Source organism: Puniceicoccaceae bacterium (genome assembly GCA_040224245.1).
GTDB lineage: Bacteria > Verrucomicrobiota > Verrucomicrobiia > Opitutales > JAFGAQ01 > JAKSBQ01.
Map to the genome: position 1 here is coordinate 12,871 of JBEGIR010000053.1, position 19,270 is coordinate 32,140.

Consider the following 19,270-nt stretch of genomic DNA (forward strand, 5'->3'; position numbering starts at 1 on the left):
GTGTCTCTGTGGTGGGGCTGGTTCAGCTGTGGGTTCGATTGTAAATTTTGCCCGCCCGGATGAGTTGAACCAGCGGAATGTTGGCGGGACATTGGTAGGCGCAGCAGCCACACTCCATGCAGGCGTCAACATGGTAGCGCTGCAGCACTTCGAGGTGCTTGTACCGTGCGGCCATTGCCAGTTTGGTGGGAACGAGATCAAGCGGACATGTATCGACGCAGAGTCCACAGCGAACGCAGGCGGTCGTGGCTGCGGCATTCAGCTCTTTTGCGGTGAGCACCGTGATGCCGCTGGTTCCCTTGGTGACGGGAGTGGAGAGGTCAGTTACGGAAAATCCCATCATGGGGCCTCCGGCGATGATGCGTGCGGCTTCCTCTTTCAAACCTCCGCAGTACTGCAGCACGGTTTCAAAATCGGTCCCAATGGGCACGAGAAGGTTTTTGGGATGAACAACACCCGGACCCGTCACCGTCACAATGCGGTGAGTCAGCGGCATGCCTCGCAGCACCATGCGGGCCAGTGATGCAACGGTGCCGACGTTGAGCACCACGACACCTACATCGAGCGGCAGACCTCCCGTGGGGATGGCCTTGCCCAGAGCTGCCATCACGAGGGATTTCTCCCCGCCTTGCGGGTATTTGGAACGCATGATCTTCACATCGATGTCACGATCTCCGATGGCATGAATCATGGTTTGAATCGCATCCGGCTTGTTGTCTTCAATGCAGATCGAAATTCGTGTCGCTCCCGTTGCATGCCGGGCGATGAGGGCACCGGCAAGGATGGATTGCGGGGATTCGAGCATGAGCCGGTGATCGGCAGTGAGGAATGGTTCGCATTCGCAACCGTTGATGATCAGATCCGTGATCGGGCGGTCGTCGTTGCGCATCAACTTGACATGGGAAGGGAACGCGGCGCCACCCATGCCGACGATGCCTGCCTGCAGTGCTGCTTTTGAAATGGAGCTGGCATCGATTTCGTCGAGATTCACGTTCCAGTCTCCACCGAGAAATGCCTGCTTCAGGGCATCACCCTCAAGTTCCTGCTCAGGGTCTGCCTTGATCGGAATGGTGGTAACCCGTCGACCATTTGGTAGCGTGATGATGCCTTCGCGTGCGGTTTTGCCCGACACGGATGCGTGAAGATTGGTGGAGATGAATCCTCCCGACTCTGCAATGATATCGCCAACCTTCACCGCGGCGCGGGGTTCGATGCTTACTTTTGCAGGTGCTCCCAGGTGCTGCAAGAGTGGGATGCGCACGGTATCCGGAGTGGGAAGCACCTCAATGGCCTGATGTTCCGCGTAGGACTTGTATTCAGGGGGGTGTATACCCTTTCGGAATGTGAACTTGGGAAGGTTTTTCAGGGAAATTGCAGCCTTCATGTGTGGTGTGTCGGGTGGTGTGCGTGGGTAAAATCAATGGGAACGTCGAGCTTCGATGGAAAGCAAGTGGGTGCAGATTCTGCTGAGCAATGAACCGATGAGAAATCCTGCCAAACCCGCGAGCAGTCCGTGGGAAGGGTTGGAGGCAAAGCGCACTGAAGCCAGAATGGCGAGAGCAAGGGGCAGCATAAAAACCAGCACACAAGTCAGCGAGAATAGTGCACCCTTGAGTGGGCGCTGGGTTTCAGCCAGTTCCGGGCATTGCCCTTCGCTCATGGGACACTCGGTCTGGGGGCAGACCGAACACGTGGATCCGGAATGGAAGGGTGATGCATGCATTAGTAGAATCTGAATTAGAAATTCTTCTATGTGGTAGAAACAAAATTATGCTAACTGCTTGGAATTTTGATGACAAGAAGAATCTCTTTCGTATCTGTTGAATTTCATTACATTTTCTAATATTGGGGTTAGGGGTGTGAGGCGATGGAATCGGATTGGAACAGCGGCGTTCTTTGACTGAGCCAGAAGCGGTACGCAAAAAAAGCCCCCGTGTGGATCACACGGAGGCTCAGTTGCAAAATGTGGTAGGGTAGATGTGGAACTACCGGATTATTTCTTATCGTCGTCCACGACCTCAAAGTCAGCATCAACGACGGTGTCATCGGAAGCCTTCTTTTCGGACTTGGCACTGCTGTCAGCAGGAGTATCGGCTCCCTCAGTACCTGCTGCACCTGCCTGGGCGGCTTGGGCAGCTGCATAGAGTTCCTGCCCCATTTCCTGCAGCAGACTGGTGAGTTTCTCCTTTGCGCCCTTGAGTTCGTCGGCACTTGCATTTGCATTGTCGAGCACCTTCTTTGCGGTGGTGAGGGCTTCAGTCAGCGGGACTTTCTTGTCCTCGGGGAATTTATCTCCGATTTCCGAAAGCTGTTTTTCGGTTTGGTACACCATGCCGTCGAGTTCGTTCCGGTTCTCGATGAGTTCCTTCTTGATGCGGTCCTCTTCGGCGTGCAGTTCCGCTTCCTTCTTGAGCTTGTCGACCTCGTCCTGACTGAGTCCTGAAGAACCCGTAATTGTGATCTTCTGGTCCTTTCCGGTTCCCAGATCCTTGGCGGTGACGTGCAGGATGCCGTTGGCGTCAATGTCGAAGGTCACTTCAATCTGTGGTACTCCGCGTGGTGCGGTGGGGATGCCGTCGAGACGGAAATTTCCCAGTACCTTATTGTCGTTGGCCATCGGACGTTCGCCCTGTAGCACCTTCACATCAACGGCGGTCTGATTGTCTGCGTAGGTTGAGAAGATCTGACTCTTCTTGGTCGGGATCGTGGTATTGCGCTCGATCATTGGGGTGGAAACGCCACCTGCAGTTTCAATGCCCAGTGTCAGTGGAGTGACATCGAGCAGCAGCACATCGCGCACATCACCAGTCAACACGGCTCCCTGAATCCCTGCGCCGATAGCGACAACTTCGTCCGGATTGACGCCCTTGTGAGGATCTTTTCCGGTCAGGCTCTTCGCAACTTCAACGATCTTCGGACTGCGCGTCATGCCTCCGACGAGTACCAGCTCATCGACTTTGGAAGCAGTGATTCCGGCATCCTTGAGACAGGACTCAAAGGGACTGATCGTGCGCTTGTAGAGATCGTCGCAGATCTGCTCCAGTTTGGCGCGGGAGAGGCTGACATTCAAATGCTTCGGACCGCTTGCATCGGCGGTGATGAACGGAAGGTTGATGTCGGTAGTCTGCGAAGAAGAAAGCGCGATTTTGGCTTTTTCGGCTTCTTCTTTCAGGCGCTGCAATGCCATGGGATCGCCGCGCAGGTCGATGCCCTGCTCGCGCTTGAAGTCTTCGATGAGCCAGTCAATGAGTTTGCTGTCCCAGTTGTCACCACCGAGGTGGGTGTCACCATTGGTTGCCTTCACCTCAAATACTCCGTCACCGATTTCGAGTACGGAGATGTCATAGGTTCCGCCTCCAAGGTCATAAACCGCAATGGTTTTTTCCGACTTTTTGTCGAGTCCATACGCGAGTGAAGCGGCGGTGGGCTCGTTGATGATGCGTTCGACCTTGAATCCGGCAATGGCTCCGGCATCCTTGGTGGCCTGGCGCTGTGCGTCATTAAAATACGCGGGCACGGTGATCACTGCACGGTCGACTTTTTCACCGAGGTAGGCCTCGGCATCGGCCTTGAGCTTGCCGAGCAGGATGGCGGAAATCTGCTCAGGGGCAAATTGCTCGGTTTTTCCTCCTACCTGACATTCAATGTAGGCATCGCCGTTCTTTCCTTCAACAATCTTGTACGGCAGGGATTTTGACTCTTCCTGCACCTCGGTGAATTTGCGTCCGATCAGGCGCTTGGCCGAAAAGATCGTGTTCGAAGGATTGGTCACTGCCTGCCGTTTGGCTGCCTGACCCACGAGGCGTTCGCCGTTTTTGGAAAATGCAACGATGGACGGTGTGGTCCGTGCACCTTCGGAGTTTGGGATCACGACTGGCTCGCCGCCTTCCATGACCGCCATACACGAGTTTGTTGTTCCTAAATCTATACCAATTATTTTGCTCACGGGAGTGTTCTGGCAAGTATTGTGCCAACCCTGTTGAAATGCTGAAAACTGTTAATAGACAGTATTTTAAGGATTCCTTGCTATTGAGGTGATGACGCATTTGGGGATGAATGTGAGTCAAAGCGGCTCAGCCTGTGTCACAGTTGCCGCTTGGGGACGAAGGACACGCTTTGGGGTTGATTTGTGGGGAAAATGAACAATCGTGTGCAGTCGAAGAGCACAACCATGGCTGAAAAGAAAAGGAAAAAAATCGATTACGAAGCCCTGCAGTCTTCGTTCATGCAAATTCCAATGATGAAGGCGGATATCGCGAGGGGATTGCTTGATCTTGGCGTGCGGGAGTACTACGAACTCAGTGGTCGTGCTCCAGAGGTGCTGGCGGATGCGATGACGGATCGGGACCCCGCCTTGCGAACGATTCCGGATCTGCTGGAACGGTTGCAACTGGCGGTTTATTTTGTGGAGACCCCTGATCACGATCCCCGGAAACTGAAGCTCTCCTACTGGACACAGCAGCAGTAGGGAACCGTGCGAAGAACCGCACGGAAATCCCTTACTGGATGGATCGATCACTGACTTTCGTGCGCTTTCAGTCCTGGTAGGTATTCCAGAGAGAACGCACGCGAAGTTGTTCTGCGAGGCCTTCGAGCGTGGTGATGCCCGGATTGTGCAGGTAGATGCGACGTTTGCGCTCAGGATAGAGGTGGAAAAAATTATCACTCCATCGCAGATCGGGCAGGGATTTTGCGTCAAGCCAGGCCCAGAGGGCGGGAACATCGGTGCACAAGTCGACGTAAATGCGACCCTCGTCATCGCATCCGACGCTTGATTCGATCATCGGCTTGCCGAGGTTCAGGTGTTTGGGTCTGACCCAGGTTGCCATGTTTTCTGCCATGACCATCTGATCCCGCTTCCATTCGACCTGCATGACAACATCGCGCTCGGACGCGAGTTCGGGATCGATCTGGATTTCACAGTGAGCTGCGAGGCAGCTGCCCCGAGTGGGTTCACTGATCTCGAAACTCTGCTGATCAAGGCACACTCCTGTTCTTGTGTGCCAGGTGCTTACGAGCAGGTTGGCGGACGGGTGAGCTGCATCATCTTGCGTGATGTGAATTTCAAGCTGTCGCTGTGCTGCATCTTCGATGATGCTGAGCATTTGCGGTGCAAAAAATCGCTTGGCTTCGTAGTGCAGTGCCTTCCAGCGGCGGGATGAGTCGATGGAGGACCACGAGGCAACGGGCCAGCAGTCATTGAGTTGCCAATAGGTCGCTCCCATGCACCGTGGCATGTTTCGTCGCCAGTGTTCAACGGCATATTTGATGCCGAGCGCCTGCAGAATCTGACTCAGCCAAATGGTGTTTTCAAAACCAACGGGGAGGCGGAACCAGTCGAGCATATAGGCCATGATGGTTGAGTTGCCGCCGGGAGAGCGCTGGTGCAACTCCATGACATAGCTTGTGATGGATCGATCCTCCTGCTCCAAAATCTCCTCAAGTGTGCTCGGATGAGGAAACGCCTGAAAGCCGAACTCCGAACAAAAGCGGTGAAACGAACCGCGATACCATTCAAAAGGTTCCCTTCCGTGCCAGACTTTCCAGAGATGGGCATCTCCCCAGCGTGGATCGGAGGAATGGATTCGCGGAGTGCGATTCCCGATCGGACTGTGTTCACTGGCTGGCCAGTAGCATGCATTGGGGTGATGGCGGCGCACGATTTCCCGAAGGCGCACATCAAACAATTGGCTGTAGTGGTGCCACGGCATGGCACCGGGGGTGTCCCCAATGTAACCATCCATGTGTTCGAGTTCGTTGTTTCCGCACCAGAGAAAGAGGGATGCGTGGTGGTGCAGCCGCTTCACATTCTGCACGGCTTCAACCTCGACATTTTCCAGGAATTCACGGTCGTGCAGTGGGTAGGCTGAGCACGCGAACATGAAGTCCTGCCAGATGCAAATGCCCAGCTCATCACAGAGGTCATAAAAGGTATCACTTTCGTAGAGTCCACCTCCCCAGACACGCATGCAGTTCATGTTTGCCTCGACTGCGGATTCCAGGAGATCGCGAACATGCTCGTTGTGGATGCGACTGGTAAAGGTATCGGCAGGAATCCAGTTGGCCCCTTTGGCAAAGAAATCGACTCCGTTGGCTCTGAATTTGAAGGACTGGCCCCATTCGTCAAATTCGGTGACCAGTGAGAGATCGCGAAATCCGATACGCCTGTGTGCGGCGTCTACCGTCTTGCCTCGGGAATTGCGTAGCTGAATCGTGACATTGTAGAGCGGTTGTTCTCCCATGCCCGTCGGCCACCAGCGCTGCACATGGTCGAAGGTGAGCGTGATTTCGGTTTCGCCGGAATCGTCCCATTTCACGGAAGTGGAGTCGATGCGTTCGCCCTCGAAGCTGATCTCTACATCGAGGTGGTGGGGTTCGAGCGGACAGGGTGGGGTATGGATATTCAGGCGCAGCGCGGCGGAGTCATCTGCGAAGACTGTGGGTTCGATCATGATGGATTCGAGACGGCTGCTCTCAAGCGCCAGCAAGTAGATGGGTTTCCAGATACCGGCAGTCAGCAGCATGGGACCCCAGTCCCAACCATAGTTGCAGGCTTCCTTGCGAACCCAATTGCCTCCCTCAAGTCGATGATGACCAATGCCTGTGTGGATGAGGAAATGTTGCTCCTGTTGCTCTCGACCATAGGGCAGCGGCGAGCGAAAGAGCACTTCGATTTCATTCGTTCCCGCTTTCAGGTGTTCCTTCACGTCCCACTGCCACGAGCGGAACATGTTATCCGTGTGCGCAATGGAAATACCATTGAGTATGACCTGAGCAAAGGTGTCGAGACCCTCACAGCAGAGTAGCAGGGACTTGCAGTCGAGTTCGCTTGCCTCGAGTTGAAAACTGCGACGGTATGACCAGTCGTGCTCTCCGATCCACATCAGACGCTGTTCGTTGTCCCGGTAGTAGGGGTCCGGGATCAGCCCAGCTTCCAGCAGGTCTGTGTGCACACATCCGGGCACGATGGCTGGTGTCTGGTATTCGGGTTTTCCGGAGCGGTTTTCGAGCGTCCATTCGCCGTCGAGTGGAATTTTGATCATGATATTTGAAAAAGCGTCAGTGATGATTGGCAGTGCCCGTCCGCGGGATGGCTAAGGTCGGACACGGTCGTAGACGGGACATACAAAAGAGCAGTAGCATGCTTTTCAAGGGGACAATTGTGCATGCACTAGACTTGCCGCACTGCGGATCATCACGACACTGGCTGGACGCTTTGGAGCTTTGCGTGCAGCACTTTCCAGTCAATGGGTTTGGAAACGTAGTCATCCATGCCCGCATTGAGACAGGTTTCCGAGTCTCCTTTCAACGCGTTGGCGGTGATGGCGATGATGATGGGGGATGCCGCCCCTGGCTTCTCACGCTGTCGGATGTGGCGGGTGGTTTCGATGCCATCCATTTCGGGCATTTGCACATCCATCAGCACCACATCAAAGTTCTGCTGATCGAGTTGCTCGAGCACCTTGAGGCCATTGTCAACGATGGTGACGCAGTGACCTGCCTTTCTCAGCTGGATTTCACAGATGCGCTGGTTGACCCGGTTATCTTCCGCCAGGAGAATCTTGAGTGAAGCGGAGCGTCCCTCTTTGTCAGATGCGAGAGAGTGAAGCTCGGGTGCGGTTGGAATCCGGGTAGCGGACTCTGGGGGATGCGCGATCTTCAGAGTGACGTCAAAGTGAAAACAACTGCCACGTCCCGGTTCGCTGGTGACCTGCATGTGGCTGTGCATGGAGCTGAGAATGCGTTGAGAGATCGCGAGTCCGAGTCCTGTTCCACCAAATCGGCGGGAGATAGAGGTTTCTGCCTGTTGAAAGGGGTGAAAAATGGCATCGATTTGTTCGGGAGCGATCCCGATCCCCGTGTCCATGACGGAAAACCGTAGCGTGCAGGAATCACTCTGCTGTTCTACGGTTTCAACTGAGAGCATCACCTCTCCTTTGCTGGTGAACTTGATGGCATTGCTCAGCAGGTTGAGCAATACCTGCTGCAGACGACTGGCATCTCCATAGACCCATTCGGGGCAGGATGCCTGAATCTCGTATTCGAGGCGAAGCCCCTTTTCCTCGGCCCCCTGGCGCACCACATGCAGGCACTCCATGAGCCAGTTCTGAAGCTGAAATGTCTCCGATTCGAGCGTGAGTTTGCCTGCTTCGATGCGGGAGAAGTCGAGAATATCGTTGATGATGTTGAGCAGGCTTCGACCCGCAGCATGAGCGGTGTTCAAATAGTCCCTCAGGTCGCGGTCCTTTGCAATCGAAAGGGCCAGTTCGGTCATGCCCAGCAATCCGTTCATCGGGGTTCGCAACTCATGGCTCATGATGGCCAGGAATTCACTCTTGGCCTGGTTGGCTTTTTCAGCGTTTTCCTTGGCGATGCGCAGATCTTCTGTCTGCTGATTGACGCGCTGCTGGAGTTGAAGTTCCCGTTTGCGATGCACCCGGGTGCGCCATGAAATCGTGGCATAAACCAGTGTTACAGCAGTGATACTCACCAGTATCCAGTACCAGGGCGTTTGCCAGAAGTGGGGAGCAATGTGGAACGAAAGCGTTGTCGGTACGGGTTGCCACATGCCATCGTTATTACTGGCGGTGACCTGAAAGCTGTAGTTGCCCGGACTCAATCCCGAGTAGGTTGCGGTTCGCGATGTTCCGGCGAGTATCCAGTCATCGTCGACTCCGATCATCCGATATTTGAATTGATTGCGAGCGGCATCGGTCAGACCCATGGCTGTGAAGTGGAATTGAAGCGTTCCATCGCCGGGATCGAGATCCAGACTTGCGTCGGCAACTGGAAATGAAGTTCGGTTGTAAACAACCGATTCGATGATGACCTGTGGGGGAATGGTGTTGGTGGGGATGCGCCCGGGAGTGATTTCGGTGATGCCAGCAGTTGTGGCAAACCAACGCGAATCTCCTGCGATGGAGGCTGTTGAAGGATGTCCGCCGATGGAAGGTGCTGCGGCCTTGCCACCAAAATACTCATCAAAGAGGGTTTCGGAGATCGAAGCCTGATCGCCGTTGGCAACTGCATCGTAGGCGTCCAGGTCGGCGCGGTAGATGCCCTTGGAGCAGTGTAACAGCAGGGAGTCTGGAGTTCCCTCGATGCCCATGGCTGTGGCATTCGGATCGCCACCGATGGGGAAGCTCTGCAACTCGTCGTTTCGAATGCGTTGCACACCGCCGTCCTTTCTGGCAAACCAGATGGAACCTCGATCATCTTCGTAGAAAGCATAGGTGATGGTTCCGCGCACGCCCTGATCAGTCAGCCAAGTTTGCAGACGTCCCTGCGAATCCAGGCGGCCGATTCCGTTCATGGATGAAAACCACAGATTGCCTTTTGAATCCACAAAGGGGCATTTGGTCCGGCCATTGAGCGGTTCGATATCTATGAATTCATAGCGCCCGTTCTGCAACCTCCAGAGTCCGCGGTAGTGGGTTGTGAACCACAAGCTGCCATCAGGTGTGAAAGCAAGTCCGCGAATGGTATCTTCGGGCATCCCGTGTTCGATGCCAAAGTGTTCAATGCTGTTTCCCTTGAGCCGAGATAGTTTGGCCTGCTCGCGGTAGCCAATCCAGATTGCACCGTCGGGTGCTTCGGCAAGGGAATAAACGTAGTCTTCGATCAGGTAGCGATCTTTCCGGAAGCTTTGCACTTCGCCGTTGGGAAGGATGTGGTTGAGTCCTCCGCCGAAGGTGCCAACCCATATGGAACCATCTCGCGCAGGCAGCAGGCAGAGGATGGAGGCGTGGGAGAGACCTTCCTCTTTTCCAATGGATTTCAGCTTTTTCTCCCGAATGTTGAACAACCCCGAATGGGTACCGACCCAGAGGTTTCCTTCGCTGCCCTCGACGATAGAGACCACGGAACCGATGCCATCGCCCCATGGCCACCCGATTGAGGACCACCGGTCATTCTGGTAGCACTGAAGCCCTGCGTTGGTTCCGACCCACAACGTTCCATCCCGTGCGACCTTGACCGCCTGGACATTGCTATCCAGCAGGCCGTCCTCGCGTCCGATGCGTTGGGCGTGAGTGCCATCATGCACATAGAGGCCATCACGGGTCGCAAGGTACATGCGCCCGTCTGGCGAACGGTCCAGATGCTGAACATGAAGGGACCTCCCCTGAGCATTGAGTTGCATTACATTTCCGTCAGGCAGAATGATTCGAGGATCCGCACTTGCGATCCAGAGTTTGCCTTCGGAGTCAAACTCAAGTGCCTGAAGATCGCGAGGTGGATCCAGGGACCGATCTCCCATGCGACGGGTTCGCCTAGGGGTGCATTCATAGACTCCGCGATTGGTTCCCACCACCATGGTTTCCCCGCCCAGGTATTCAAAGTCGCGAATGCTGTGATTGTCCAGATGGGTGTGGGGTGTTCGAAGAAACTTGTGGTCACGATACCACAGCATGCCGGAACCATCGGTGCCGATCCAGATGGTACCATCACCGGATTCGCCCAGAGCAAGGATGCGGGCACTGCGAAGTTCGGGAGTATTGGTGAGGTCAAAGATTTGAAACTGCAGACCGTCAAAGCGTGCGAGACCGTCGTCTGTTCCCACCCAGAGGTAGCCGTTGGATGCCTGAAACACGACTCTAACCGAGTTTTGTGGCAATCCGGATTGCATGTTCCACTCGACGATACCGTAGCGGTTGCGGTCTGTTCCGAAGTCCAAGCAGTGGAGCTGCGTTGTGACCCACAGGCAATGGCAAATCCACAGAACAAGTATAGCTGAGAACTGGCGATGGAAAACGGTATGTTTGCCGGGGAACATGGGAGCTGCGATAGCGGAGAGTTGTAACGGGGAATTCTTTTATTCGGCGCATGGCAGTTGAAATGTGAGCGAATCGAGTAGGAAACATGATTTTGACGGAATATTTACACACAGGACCGTTCATGAGATCTGGAAAGCAGTGAATCCAGCCCGAAATCGACAACCTTGAATCGCAACATCACTGAGTTTCGCGGAAGGAATTTTCCCACTCATTGAAGTGGATTGATCCGATTGAAGCAGCGTTGACTTTGCGGTCGGAATCGACGAGATCTTGCGCCATGTCAGCAGAATCAAAAATTTTCAACAATGTCAGCGTGGCCGCGAAGGCGAATGTGTATTTTGATGGGCGGGTGGTTTCCCATGCACTCACATTGCCAGATGGCAGTCGCAAGACGCTTGGCTTGATCTACCCCGGTTCCTATCATTTTGGGACGGATGCCGCTGAGCGCATGGAGATGGTTGCGGGCGTTGTGCGGGTGACCCTCGATGGCAGCAGTGAAACAACAACCTACGAGGCGGGATCCTTTTTTGAGGTTCCTGCTCAGTCGGGCTTCACGATTGAATCAGTCAACGGCATAGCGGAATACATCTGCAGCTTCATCGCGAAGTAAGTTTCAACTCTCGCACAACTTCCTGTATGAAGGGGAGGAGTTGTTACTATGAGAACGCGAGCTTGAAGCTCCCGCTACTATGGGAACGCGAGCTTGAAGTTCCCGCTACTATGAGAACGCGAGTTGGCAGCGAGCGAAATAGGGGAATGATCCGGGGGAAGCTTTTCAGATCGCCTTGTCACTGACACAAGCACCGGAATCATGCCTTGCAGTACGGTCGATTGTATATGCGGAATAGGCAACGAATGCCCAATTCTGACGGTGTGAATCGACAACAGTTGACGGTGCCATTGCGTTATTGCAGGTTCTGATACTGGAGTTCACTGTGCTGCTATGATCGCAGTGTTTGGTACTTACCCCATGTTGTTCATGAAATCGAGATTCCTGTTGCTATTCCTTTGTTGTCTTCCGGGCCTATTGTTTGCCCAGCGAACCGAGCTGAAACTGGAGACGGGGTGGAAGTTCCATCGCGGCGATGCGGATGGGGCACAATCCCTGCAATATGACGATGAACACTGGGAATCAGTGCGTGTTCCCCACGATTGGGCAATCACGGGACCGTTTGATCCTGAAATTGACAAGCAAGTCACCCGCATCGTGCAAAACGGAGAAACTGTTGCGACGGAAAAAACGGGTCGCACAGGTGCGTTGCCTTTTATCGGCAGCGGTTGGTACCGGTATGAACTTCACTTGCCCGAACTTCTGGAGGATCAACAGGCATTATTGTATTTTGATGGAGCCATGAGCGAGGCTCAGGTCTATGTGAATGGAGAGCGCGTGGGATACTGGCCTTATGGGTACAGTTATTTTTATGTCGATGTGACGGAAGCGCTTCGCGCCGGCACGAATCTGATCGCGGTGCGGTTGGAGAATCAGCCGCGCTCCTCGCGCTGGTATCCGGGGGCCGGATTGTATCGGAACGTGCGCCTGTTGGTGAAAAACAAGGCAAGTTTTGATCCATGGGGAATTTTTGTCACGACTCCGCTGGTGCAGGACGAAGTGGCGAAGGTGAATGTGAAAGCTGCAGTGTCGGGTGAGGGGCTGAGCATGCAGGCACGCATTGTCGATGCGGAGCAGAATGAAGTTGCCCGTGTCACGGGTGTGCAAGCGATTGGCGATGAAATCGAACTCAACCTTGCACTTCCAGATCCCAGACTCTGGAGTCCGGAAGATCCGCAACTCTACACTGTTCATTGTGAGCTGTATCAGGATGGCATTCTCACAGATTCGAAGCAGGTGCGTTTTGGAGTGCGGACTTTGGAGTTTGTGCCTGAGAAGGGATTTTTTCTGAACGGTAAGGTCACCAAGTTTCGAGGGGTTTGCCTGCATCACGATCTGGGACCGCTTGGAGCGGCGATCAATGTGGCGGCACTGCGGAGGCAGTTGCGCATCCTGAAGGATCTCGGAGTAAACGCGATCCGTTCTGCGCACAACATGCCGTCGCCCGAGCAGCTTGAACTCTGTGATGAGATGGGCTTTCTGTTCATCGCCGAGAGTTTTGATGAGTGGGCCAAGCCCAAAGTGGAGAATGGATACAACCGGTTCTTTGAGGAGTGGGCCGAGCGTGATGTGGTCAATCTCGTGCGGGCGACGCGCAATCATCCCTGCATTGTGATGTGGAGCAGTGGTAATGAAGTGCCTGACCAATGGGGAGCGGAGGGAGTGAAGCGGGCAAAGTGGCTGCAGGATCTGTTTCACCGCGAGGACCCCACGCGCAAGGTGACAGTGGGTATGGATCAGGTGAAGGCAACTATGGAGAGCGGCTTTGGTGCTCTGTTGGATATCCCTGGACTCAATTATCGCGTACACCTCTATGAAGAGGCCAATGAACGCTTCCCGCAGGGTCTGATCCTGGGTTCAGAGACAGCCTCCACCGTGAGTTCCCGCGGGATTTATCACTTCCCGGTGGTTGAGGGTAAGGGCATCACCCATGCGGATCTTCAATCCTCTTCCTACGATCTTGAGGCCTGCTCGTGGTCAAATGTACCCGAGGTAGATTTTGTGATGCAGGATGACAAACCCTGGGTGATCGGTGAGTTTGTCTGGACCGGATTTGACTATTTGGGCGAACCCACTCCTTACGACGAGTTTTGGCCGTCCCGAAGTTCCTATTTTGGCATATTGGATCTCGCCGGACTTCCCAAGGATCGCTACTACCTCTATCGCAGTCGGTGGAATCCGGAAGTCGAAACCCTGCACATCCTGCCGCACTGGAACTGGCCCGAGCGCCTTGGTGAAACAACGCCGGTGTTTGTGTATACGAACTATGATCGCGCAGAGCTCTTCCTGAACGGAGTAAGCCAGGGCATTCGGGAAAAGCATCGCAACGGTTCCCTGCAGGAGCGCTATCGTCTGATGTGGATGGACGTGAAGTATGAACCCGGCACGCTGGAGGTTGTGGCACTCGATGGGGATGGGAATGCACTGGCGCGACGACAGATGCACACGGCAGGTCCACCGCATTCGCTGCGACTGGAGGCGGATCGCACTGAGATTGTAGCCAACGGAAAAGATTTGAGTTTTGTCACTGTGAGTGTGGTGGATGCGGTTGGAAATCTGTGTCCACGGGCAGCTGCGCAATTGCATTTCCGCGTGACGGGTGCTGGTAGTTTTCGCGCAGTGTGCAATGGGGACGCCACCTCTCTGGAACTTTTTCATCTGCCAACGATGCAGACCTTCAGTGGGCAGCTGGTCGTGATCGTGGAGTCGGGAGAAGAGCCGGGTCCGATTCAGTTGGAAGTATGGGCGGATGACCTGCCGAAGCAGGTCATTGAGTTAACCGCGATTTGAGACGCTAACGGTTGAGTTCAGAGTCCCCGATCCCGCATCCACGCGATCAGCAGGTCAGGCCAGGTCTGAGTCGGTCCCGATGCCCGACGAATGCCAAAGCCGTGTCCACCCTTTTCAAAACTGTGTAATTCAACTGGCACCTTTGCCTGAAGCAGTGCAGTGACGAATTCGAGGCTATTTTGCGGGATGACGGCTCCGTCGTCATTGGCCAGCGCCACAAAAGTGGGCGGTGTCTGCGCTGTTACGTGAAGGGCATTGGAAAACTGTTTCTCCATGGAGGGTTCGGGATCGGTGCCGAGCAACTGGGTTCGACTGCCCATGTGGGTGACATCCGGGTGCATGGAAATCACGGGATACAGCAGGATCATGAAATCGGGTCGCGCGGATACCGCATCCAGCTGATCCCTGACCGGGTAACTTTGCCGCTCAAACTGTGTTCCAAGGGTTGAGGCGAGGTGTCCACCAGCGGAAAAGCCCATCACGCCAATGCGTTGTGAGTCGATTCCCCAATCTTCTGCGTGGTAGCGAATGGTTCGCAGGGCGCGCTGCGCATCCTGCAACGGCACCCATGAGCGGTTGTCGTGACCCTCTCCCGGCAGCCGGTAGCTCAGCACAAATGCGGTGATGCCATCCTCATTGAGACGTTCTGCAATCACCACACCTTCATGATCGTAGGCGAGATAGCGGTAGCCTCCACCCGGACAAATCAGAACCGCTGTTCCATTGGGGGTTTCGGGCCGAAAGACCTCAAGCTGCGGAGTCTGAATCTGGCTCAGCACGCGATTGTGTTCATTGGGATTGGTGGAACGCTCCTCTGTCATCAGTTCTAGCGCAAGTTTTTCACTTCCGGGGGCTTGCTCCGGCCAGATGTGGAGAAACGAGGAATCGGCAACGATCAAGCTTGTGGGGAGCAGGGTCAGGACAAGTAGGGATTGAATGTTCATGGAAGCTTTGTCTGTTCGAATGCGGCAAAAAAAATCGGGGTCACACCCCCATAGAAATGACCCCGACCGAATACGCGAAGCGTATTTTATTGTTTTGGTTTGAATAAGTAGAATTGAATTCTGAAGAGGCCGATGCCGAAGCGTCGGATTTCAGTGCGCATGAGACTTTGCCCATGGCATGAATTCAATAGACTGAAAAATTGTGCAATCTTTCGAGAGAAAGTTCGCTTGACTGTTAAGTCGGTCGCAGGGCAGTCATGGATTAGACTGTGCCCTGCGGTGGCAGTTTCCTGGCATCTCCGCTGTTCTGTTTTGCAGAGAACGGCTTTGCTTTATGACATCGAGTCAAATTGAAGGATCCCGAGATCCATCAGGGCCTGCTTGACATCGGCGGCCTGAGAGCTGGTGGAGGCTTTTGTATCGCGCCAGATGATTTTGCCATCCTGGATCAGGTAGGCCTGACGGGAAAACCAGCCGCGACCAAAGGCATTTGATACGGATTTGTCTTCATCGGCGATCAGGTCAAAGGGCAACTGGTGTTTATCCATGAAATCGCGTTGGGCTTCGGCGGAGTCATAGCTGACACCAAATACCTTGACCCCCTTGGCGGTGAGTTCCTCGAAGGAATCCCGAAGGCTGCAGGCCTGAGCCGTACATCCAGGAGTGTCTGCCTTGGGATAAAAAAAGACGAGTGTGATGCCCTCGGCAAAAACAGCTCCCAAATCAATGGTATCTCCGTTTTGCAGGGTGGCATTGAGGGCGGGAGCATCGGCTCCGACCGCGAGTTCGTCGGCGCAGCCGAAATTGAAGAAGTTGAACATGGACAGGATGAGAATGAATTTTAAGGGTTTCATGATGATTGTTATGTGCAGAGTGAATCTGGAATGCAGGATTTTGCAATGATGCTGAAACGAGTCTGACTGCTGAAAGCTGTGATCAGTTCCTGCGTTTGACAAAGCGGTAGTGCGAAATGCCCCATTCGCGTCCGTCGCCGTAGGCAAACAGCTCGGAACAGGCGAGCAGGAACATGCGCCAGCGCATCAACCAACGCGTGACCTCACCGTAGTGTTCCCGGAAGATCTCTGAAATGGGCTCGACGTTGCCGTTGAGGCGCTCCAGCCAGGCTTCGAGGGTTTGCGTGTAATGCTTTCCGTTGAGTTTCCAATCCTGCTCGATCAGCAGGTGTTCGCTGAAGTGGGAAAAGAGGTCGTGGGATGGCATGGTGCCTCCGGTGAAAAAGGAATTGGACATCCAGTCGTTGGGGTCGCTGGCTTCGTAGGTGTAGGCCAATTCCCGGTGAGAAAATACGTGAACAAAGGCCTTTCCGTCGTCTTTCAACCACTTTGCCATGCGCTGAAAGAGGGCTTCATAATTGCGCATGTGTTCGAGCATTTCAATGGAGACAATGCGGTCAAACTGACTCTTGGGTTTAAACGTAACGATGTTTTCGGTGAGAACTTCCAGGTTGCTCAGCCCCCGTTCATTCGCCCGTGAACGGATGTAGGCCGCCTGTGTCTGCGAATTGGAGACGGCAAGGATGTGACTTTTGGGGAAACGCTCCGCCGCCCAGAGTGAGAACGACCCCCAGCCGCACCCCATTTCAAGAATGGTTTGTCCATCCTCCAGCTCGGCACGTTCGGCTACGAGCTGAAGCGAGGCCAACTCGGCCTTTTCGAGCGTCGTAACGCCCTCCGGCCAGTAGCAGCCACTGTATTTCATGCGCGGGCCGAGAATGAGTTGGTAGAACTCCGTGGGTACCTGATAGTGCTGATCATTGGCCTCGTCAGTGGCGATGGCGATCGGGCTTTCCCGTAGGTGTTGCACCAGCATGGCTTTGGCGTTGCTGCCTTTCTGATGTTCGATGCGAAGCTTGTGTTTGAGCTTCTGACGGATACCGATGCGGATCAGCCAGAGGGGAATGATGCCGGACTCGGCAAGGGTGGTTGCATTCATGATGATGGTATAAAGAAGTTGCTCGGTGCTGCGGTTGGGATGGGTTGCATGCAGGGGCTGATTTAGGACTGGGTTGTAGTTTCGGACTTTGGGAACCAGGGGAAAAATGCGGAAGTCTCGCGCTGGTATTGTCGGTAGGATTCACCGCGTTTTCGAATCGCCTGGGCCTCAGTGGGAGGAATACCTGTCATTTTCAGAATCAGGAACAGCATGATAAGCGGTGCTGCCAGTGCCGGGAAAAAGGCGGAACTTCCCCAGGTAATGGAAGGGAAAGCGAGCCAGAAGATCCATTCGAAGAAGTAGTTCGGGTGGCGGGAGTAACGCCAGAGTCCGGATTTGCATACCTTGCCCTGATTTTTGGGGTTTGCCTTGAAGCGACGCAGCTGGCGGTCGGCCAGTGTTTCGCCACTGATGGCGATGATAGCGATCACGACGGCGATCCAGTCATTTGCGCTCCAGGCAGATTTTGCGCTGTGCATCGCCAGCAGGGGTGGGATCGAAAAGAAAAACGCAGCAGCTGCCTGAATCATGAAAAATCCGAACAACTTGGGTGAGCGCTCACCTCCCCATTGTTTCTTGATCTCCTGATAACGCCCGTCCTCAGGTTCTGTCGCGATGCGAATGAGCAGGTGTGTTCCAAGGCGCAATGACCAAATCGCAATCAGAACAAAACCCAGCAATTGAGGGCCGATTGGCATTCCAAGGATGAGGAAGTAGCCTAGGGACAACACTCCTATGCTATAGGCCCAGACGACGTCAACCCAGGCGGCATTGTGGATGCGGACGCAGACGATCCAGGCGATGATCATGATCGCGAATGCAGTGAGTGCACCAGCGATGAGAGTATGGGTGATGGTGTCGATCATAGGGTGTGGATTTGCTGATTGTGTTGGGGGACTGCATCAACCGCTGTGCGGGAAATGCGGGAATCATCGTTGCTGTGCAGGGAGTTCTCATATGCGTAGTCCAGGGTGTTGGGACTCGCATAGACCAGCTGGGCAACCTGAATGTGGCGGGTGTCAAATCCCGCTTCGCAGTAGGCGAAGTAGAAGTTCCATTTGCGGTCAAACGCATCGTCAAATCCCAGTTGTCTTCGAGACTGTTCGGTGGCATTGAACTGCTCGCGCCACTGGCGCAGCGTAGCGGCATAGTGAGTGCCAAAAGTTTCGAGGTGCTGCAGATCCCAGTCACTGCTTCGCCGCACTGCCTTGTGCAGGCTGTCAATCGAAGGCAGGTGGCCGCCCGGGAAGATGTGCTTGCGAATGTAGTCCACGTGCCTGCGGTAGCGTTCATAGCGCGAATCGGGGGAGAGGATGACCTGCAAGCCGAGTATGCCGTGAGGTCGGAGCAGGCGGGCACACTGTTTGAAGTAGTGATTGAGATGCTCGTGTCCGACGGCTTCCAGCATTTCAATGGATGCAATGCGATCAAATTGGCCCCGAATGTCGCGATAGTCCTGCAATCGTATCTCGATTTGTGCTTCAAGGCCATGCTCACGGATCTGTTCCAGCACATAAGCATGCTGACGCTCAGACAGGGTAAGCGTGGTAACCCGGCAACCGTAGTGGCGTGCGGCATGCAATGCAAAACCTCCCCAGCCCGAACCGATTTCCAGCAAATGGTGTTCGGACTTCAGGTTGAGCTTGCGGCAAAGGCGGTCGTATTTTTCTTCCTGTGCATGCTGCAGGGATTGTTCGGGATCTGTGAAATAGGCAGAGGAGTAGGTCATGCTGGGGTCGAGGAATAGTTGGTAGAATGCATTGCCCAGATCGTAGTGAGCGTGAATGTTCCTGCGGCTCTGTGAACGGGTATTGCTGCGAAAGCGATGCAGGAGTTGATCCGCTGCCAGCGCAAGCTTGCGGGCAAGGGAGAGCAGGGGCTGCGATGCTGGGTTTTGAAAATAGGGTTCGTTGAGGATCAGGAGCTTCAAGAATCCGCTGAGGTTATCCGTATCCCATTGCCCCGCTATGTAGCTCTCGCCCAGACCAATGTCGGTCTGCAGCACGACACGCTTGAAAAATTCAGAATCGTGTACGGTGACCTGAATCAGGGGTTGTGAGTCCGGTGACCCGATCCGGAAATGGCTGCCATCAGGCAGCTGCAGGGATAGCTGCCCGATCTGCATGCGGCGCAGCGTTTGCAACAAGAGGGATTGACAGGTATGATTCATGGCTTGGATGCGGTTTGCAGCGTTAGGT

At 54.5% G+C, this 19,270-nt stretch carries 13 protein-coding genes; 3 read left to right on the top strand and 10 right to left on the bottom strand.

The window, feature by feature from the left end:
* Positions 1–22 precede the first annotated feature (22 nt).
* The 3 genes from rsxC to dnaK form a co-directional block, all read right to left on the bottom strand.
* Positions 23–1,384 carry an electron transport complex subunit RsxC gene (gene rsxC / locus ABQ298_08805; GenBank protein ID MEQ9824468.1) on the bottom strand — a complete coding sequence of 454 codons (1,362 nt, stop codon included), beginning with the start codon at positions 1,382–1,384 and terminating at the stop codon, positions 23–25.
* Positions 1,385–1,417: 33 nt separating this feature from the next.
* Complete coding sequence (locus tag ABQ298_08810) at positions 1,418–1,660, bottom strand: hypothetical protein (GenBank protein ID MEQ9824469.1); 243 nt, start codon at positions 1,658–1,660, stop codon at positions 1,418–1,420.
* Between the two features lie 333 nt (positions 1,661–1,993).
* On the bottom strand, positions 1,994–3,946 hold the full coding sequence (dnaK, locus tag ABQ298_08815; protein MEQ9824470.1) for a molecular chaperone DnaK: 1,953 nt from the start codon (positions 3,944–3,946) through the stop codon (positions 1,994–1,996).
* 225 nt (positions 3,947–4,171) lie between these two features.
* Here dnaK and ABQ298_08820 point away from each other — a divergent pair, with 225 nt between their 5' ends.
* Positions 4,172–4,468, top strand: coding sequence for a hypothetical protein (locus ABQ298_08820; protein ID MEQ9824471.1), 297 nt, complete (start codon positions 4,172–4,174; stop codon positions 4,466–4,468).
* Positions 4,469–4,535: 67 nt separating this feature from the next.
* On the opposite strand, the gene ABQ298_08825 is transcribed toward ABQ298_08820, so the two are convergent.
* Together ABQ298_08825 and ABQ298_08830 are read right to left on the bottom strand one after the other, a co-directional pair.
* Positions 4,536–7,043, bottom strand: a complete 2,508-nt coding sequence (locus ABQ298_08825; GenBank protein ID MEQ9824472.1) for a glycoside hydrolase family 2 protein — start codon at positions 7,041–7,043, stop codon at positions 4,536–4,538.
* A gap of 152 nt (positions 7,044–7,195) precedes the next feature.
* The gene (locus ABQ298_08830; GenBank protein ID MEQ9824473.1) at positions 7,196–10,675 is read right to left on the bottom strand and encodes a two-component regulator propeller domain-containing protein; all 3,480 of its coding nucleotides are present in this window, start codon (positions 10,673–10,675) and stop codon (positions 7,196–7,198) included.
* A gap of 377 nt (positions 10,676–11,052) precedes the next feature.
* On the opposite strand from ABQ298_08830, the gene ABQ298_08835 reads away from it, so the two are divergent.
* Together ABQ298_08835 and ABQ298_08840 are read left to right on the top strand one after the other, a co-directional pair.
* Positions 11,053–11,385: a pyrimidine/purine nucleoside phosphorylase gene (locus ABQ298_08835; GenBank protein ID MEQ9824474.1), complete on the top strand. Its 333-nt coding sequence runs from the start codon at positions 11,053–11,055 to the stop codon at positions 11,383–11,385.
* Positions 11,386–11,754: 369 nt separating this feature from the next.
* Positions 11,755–14,175 carry a glycoside hydrolase family 2 TIM barrel-domain containing protein gene (locus ABQ298_08840; GenBank protein ID MEQ9824475.1) on the top strand — a complete coding sequence of 807 codons (2,421 nt, stop codon included), beginning with the start codon at positions 11,755–11,757 and terminating at the stop codon, positions 14,173–14,175.
* A 17-nt stretch (positions 14,176–14,192) separates the two neighbouring features.
* Here the strand turns inward: ABQ298_08840 and ABQ298_08845 are convergent, their stop codons facing one another.
* The 5 genes from ABQ298_08845 to ABQ298_08865 form a co-directional block, all read right to left on the bottom strand.
* Complete coding sequence (locus ABQ298_08845; GenBank protein ID MEQ9824476.1) at positions 14,193–15,119, bottom strand: alpha/beta hydrolase; 927 nt, start codon at positions 15,117–15,119, stop codon at positions 14,193–14,195.
* Positions 15,120–15,451: 332 nt separating this feature from the next.
* Positions 15,452–15,973 carry a peroxiredoxin gene (locus ABQ298_08850; GenBank protein ID MEQ9824477.1) on the bottom strand — a complete coding sequence of 174 codons (522 nt, stop codon included), beginning with the start codon at positions 15,971–15,973 and terminating at the stop codon, positions 15,452–15,454.
* A gap of 82 nt (positions 15,974–16,055) precedes the next feature.
* Complete coding sequence (locus ABQ298_08855) at positions 16,056–17,072, bottom strand: class I SAM-dependent methyltransferase (GenBank protein MEQ9824478.1); 1,017 nt, start codon at positions 17,070–17,072, stop codon at positions 16,056–16,058.
* A 62-nt stretch (positions 17,073–17,134) separates the two neighbouring features.
* Positions 17,135–17,938 carry a DUF1295 domain-containing protein gene (locus ABQ298_08860; protein MEQ9824479.1) on the bottom strand — a complete coding sequence of 268 codons (804 nt, stop codon included), beginning with the start codon at positions 17,936–17,938 and terminating at the stop codon, positions 17,135–17,137.
* Positions 17,935–19,242, bottom strand: coding sequence for a cyclopropane-fatty-acyl-phospholipid synthase family protein (locus ABQ298_08865; GenBank protein MEQ9824480.1), 1,308 nt, complete (start codon positions 19,240–19,242; stop codon positions 17,935–17,937). Before ABQ298_08865 ends, ABQ298_08860 begins: the two co-directional genes overlap by 4 nt.
* Positions 19,243–19,270 lie beyond the last annotated feature (28 nt).

Excerpts from the sequence above, each read along its gene's own strand:
- ABQ298_08845 (MEQ9824476.1), bottom strand. The coding sequence starts at position 15,119 with ATGAACATTCAATCCCTACTTGTCCTGACCCTGCTCCCCACAAGCTTG.
- ABQ298_08850 (MEQ9824477.1), bottom strand. The coding sequence starts at position 15,973 with ATGAAACCCTTAAAATTCATTCTCATCCTGTCCATGTTCAACTTCTTC.
- ABQ298_08860 (MEQ9824479.1), bottom strand. The coding sequence starts at position 17,938 with ATGATCGACACCATCACCCATACTCTCATCGCTGGTGCACTCACTGCA.
- ABQ298_08825 (MEQ9824472.1), bottom strand. The coding sequence starts at position 7,043 with ATGATCAAAATTCCACTCGACGGCGAATGGACGCTCGAAAACCGCTCC.
- ABQ298_08835 (MEQ9824474.1), top strand. The coding sequence starts at position 11,053 with ATGTCAGCAGAATCAAAAATTTTCAACAATGTCAGCGTGGCCGCGAAG.
- ABQ298_08810 (MEQ9824469.1), bottom strand. The coding sequence starts at position 1,660 with ATGAGCGAAGGGCAATGCCCGGAACTGGCTGAAACCCAGCGCCCACTC.
- ABQ298_08865 (MEQ9824480.1), bottom strand. The coding sequence starts at position 19,242 with ATGAATCATACCTGTCAATCCCTCTTGTTGCAAACGCTGCGCCGCATG.
- rsxC (MEQ9824468.1), bottom strand. The coding sequence starts at position 1,384 with ATGAAGGCTGCAATTTCCCTGAAAAACCTTCCCAAGTTCACATTCCGA.
- ABQ298_08855 (MEQ9824478.1), bottom strand. The coding sequence starts at position 17,072 with ATGAATGCAACCACCCTTGCCGAGTCCGGCATCATTCCCCTCTGGCTG.
- ABQ298_08840 (MEQ9824475.1), top strand. The coding sequence starts at position 11,755 with ATGAAATCGAGATTCCTGTTGCTATTCCTTTGTTGTCTTCCGGGCCTA.
- ABQ298_08820 (MEQ9824471.1), top strand. The coding sequence starts at position 4,172 with ATGGCTGAAAAGAAAAGGAAAAAAATCGATTACGAAGCCCTGCAGTCT.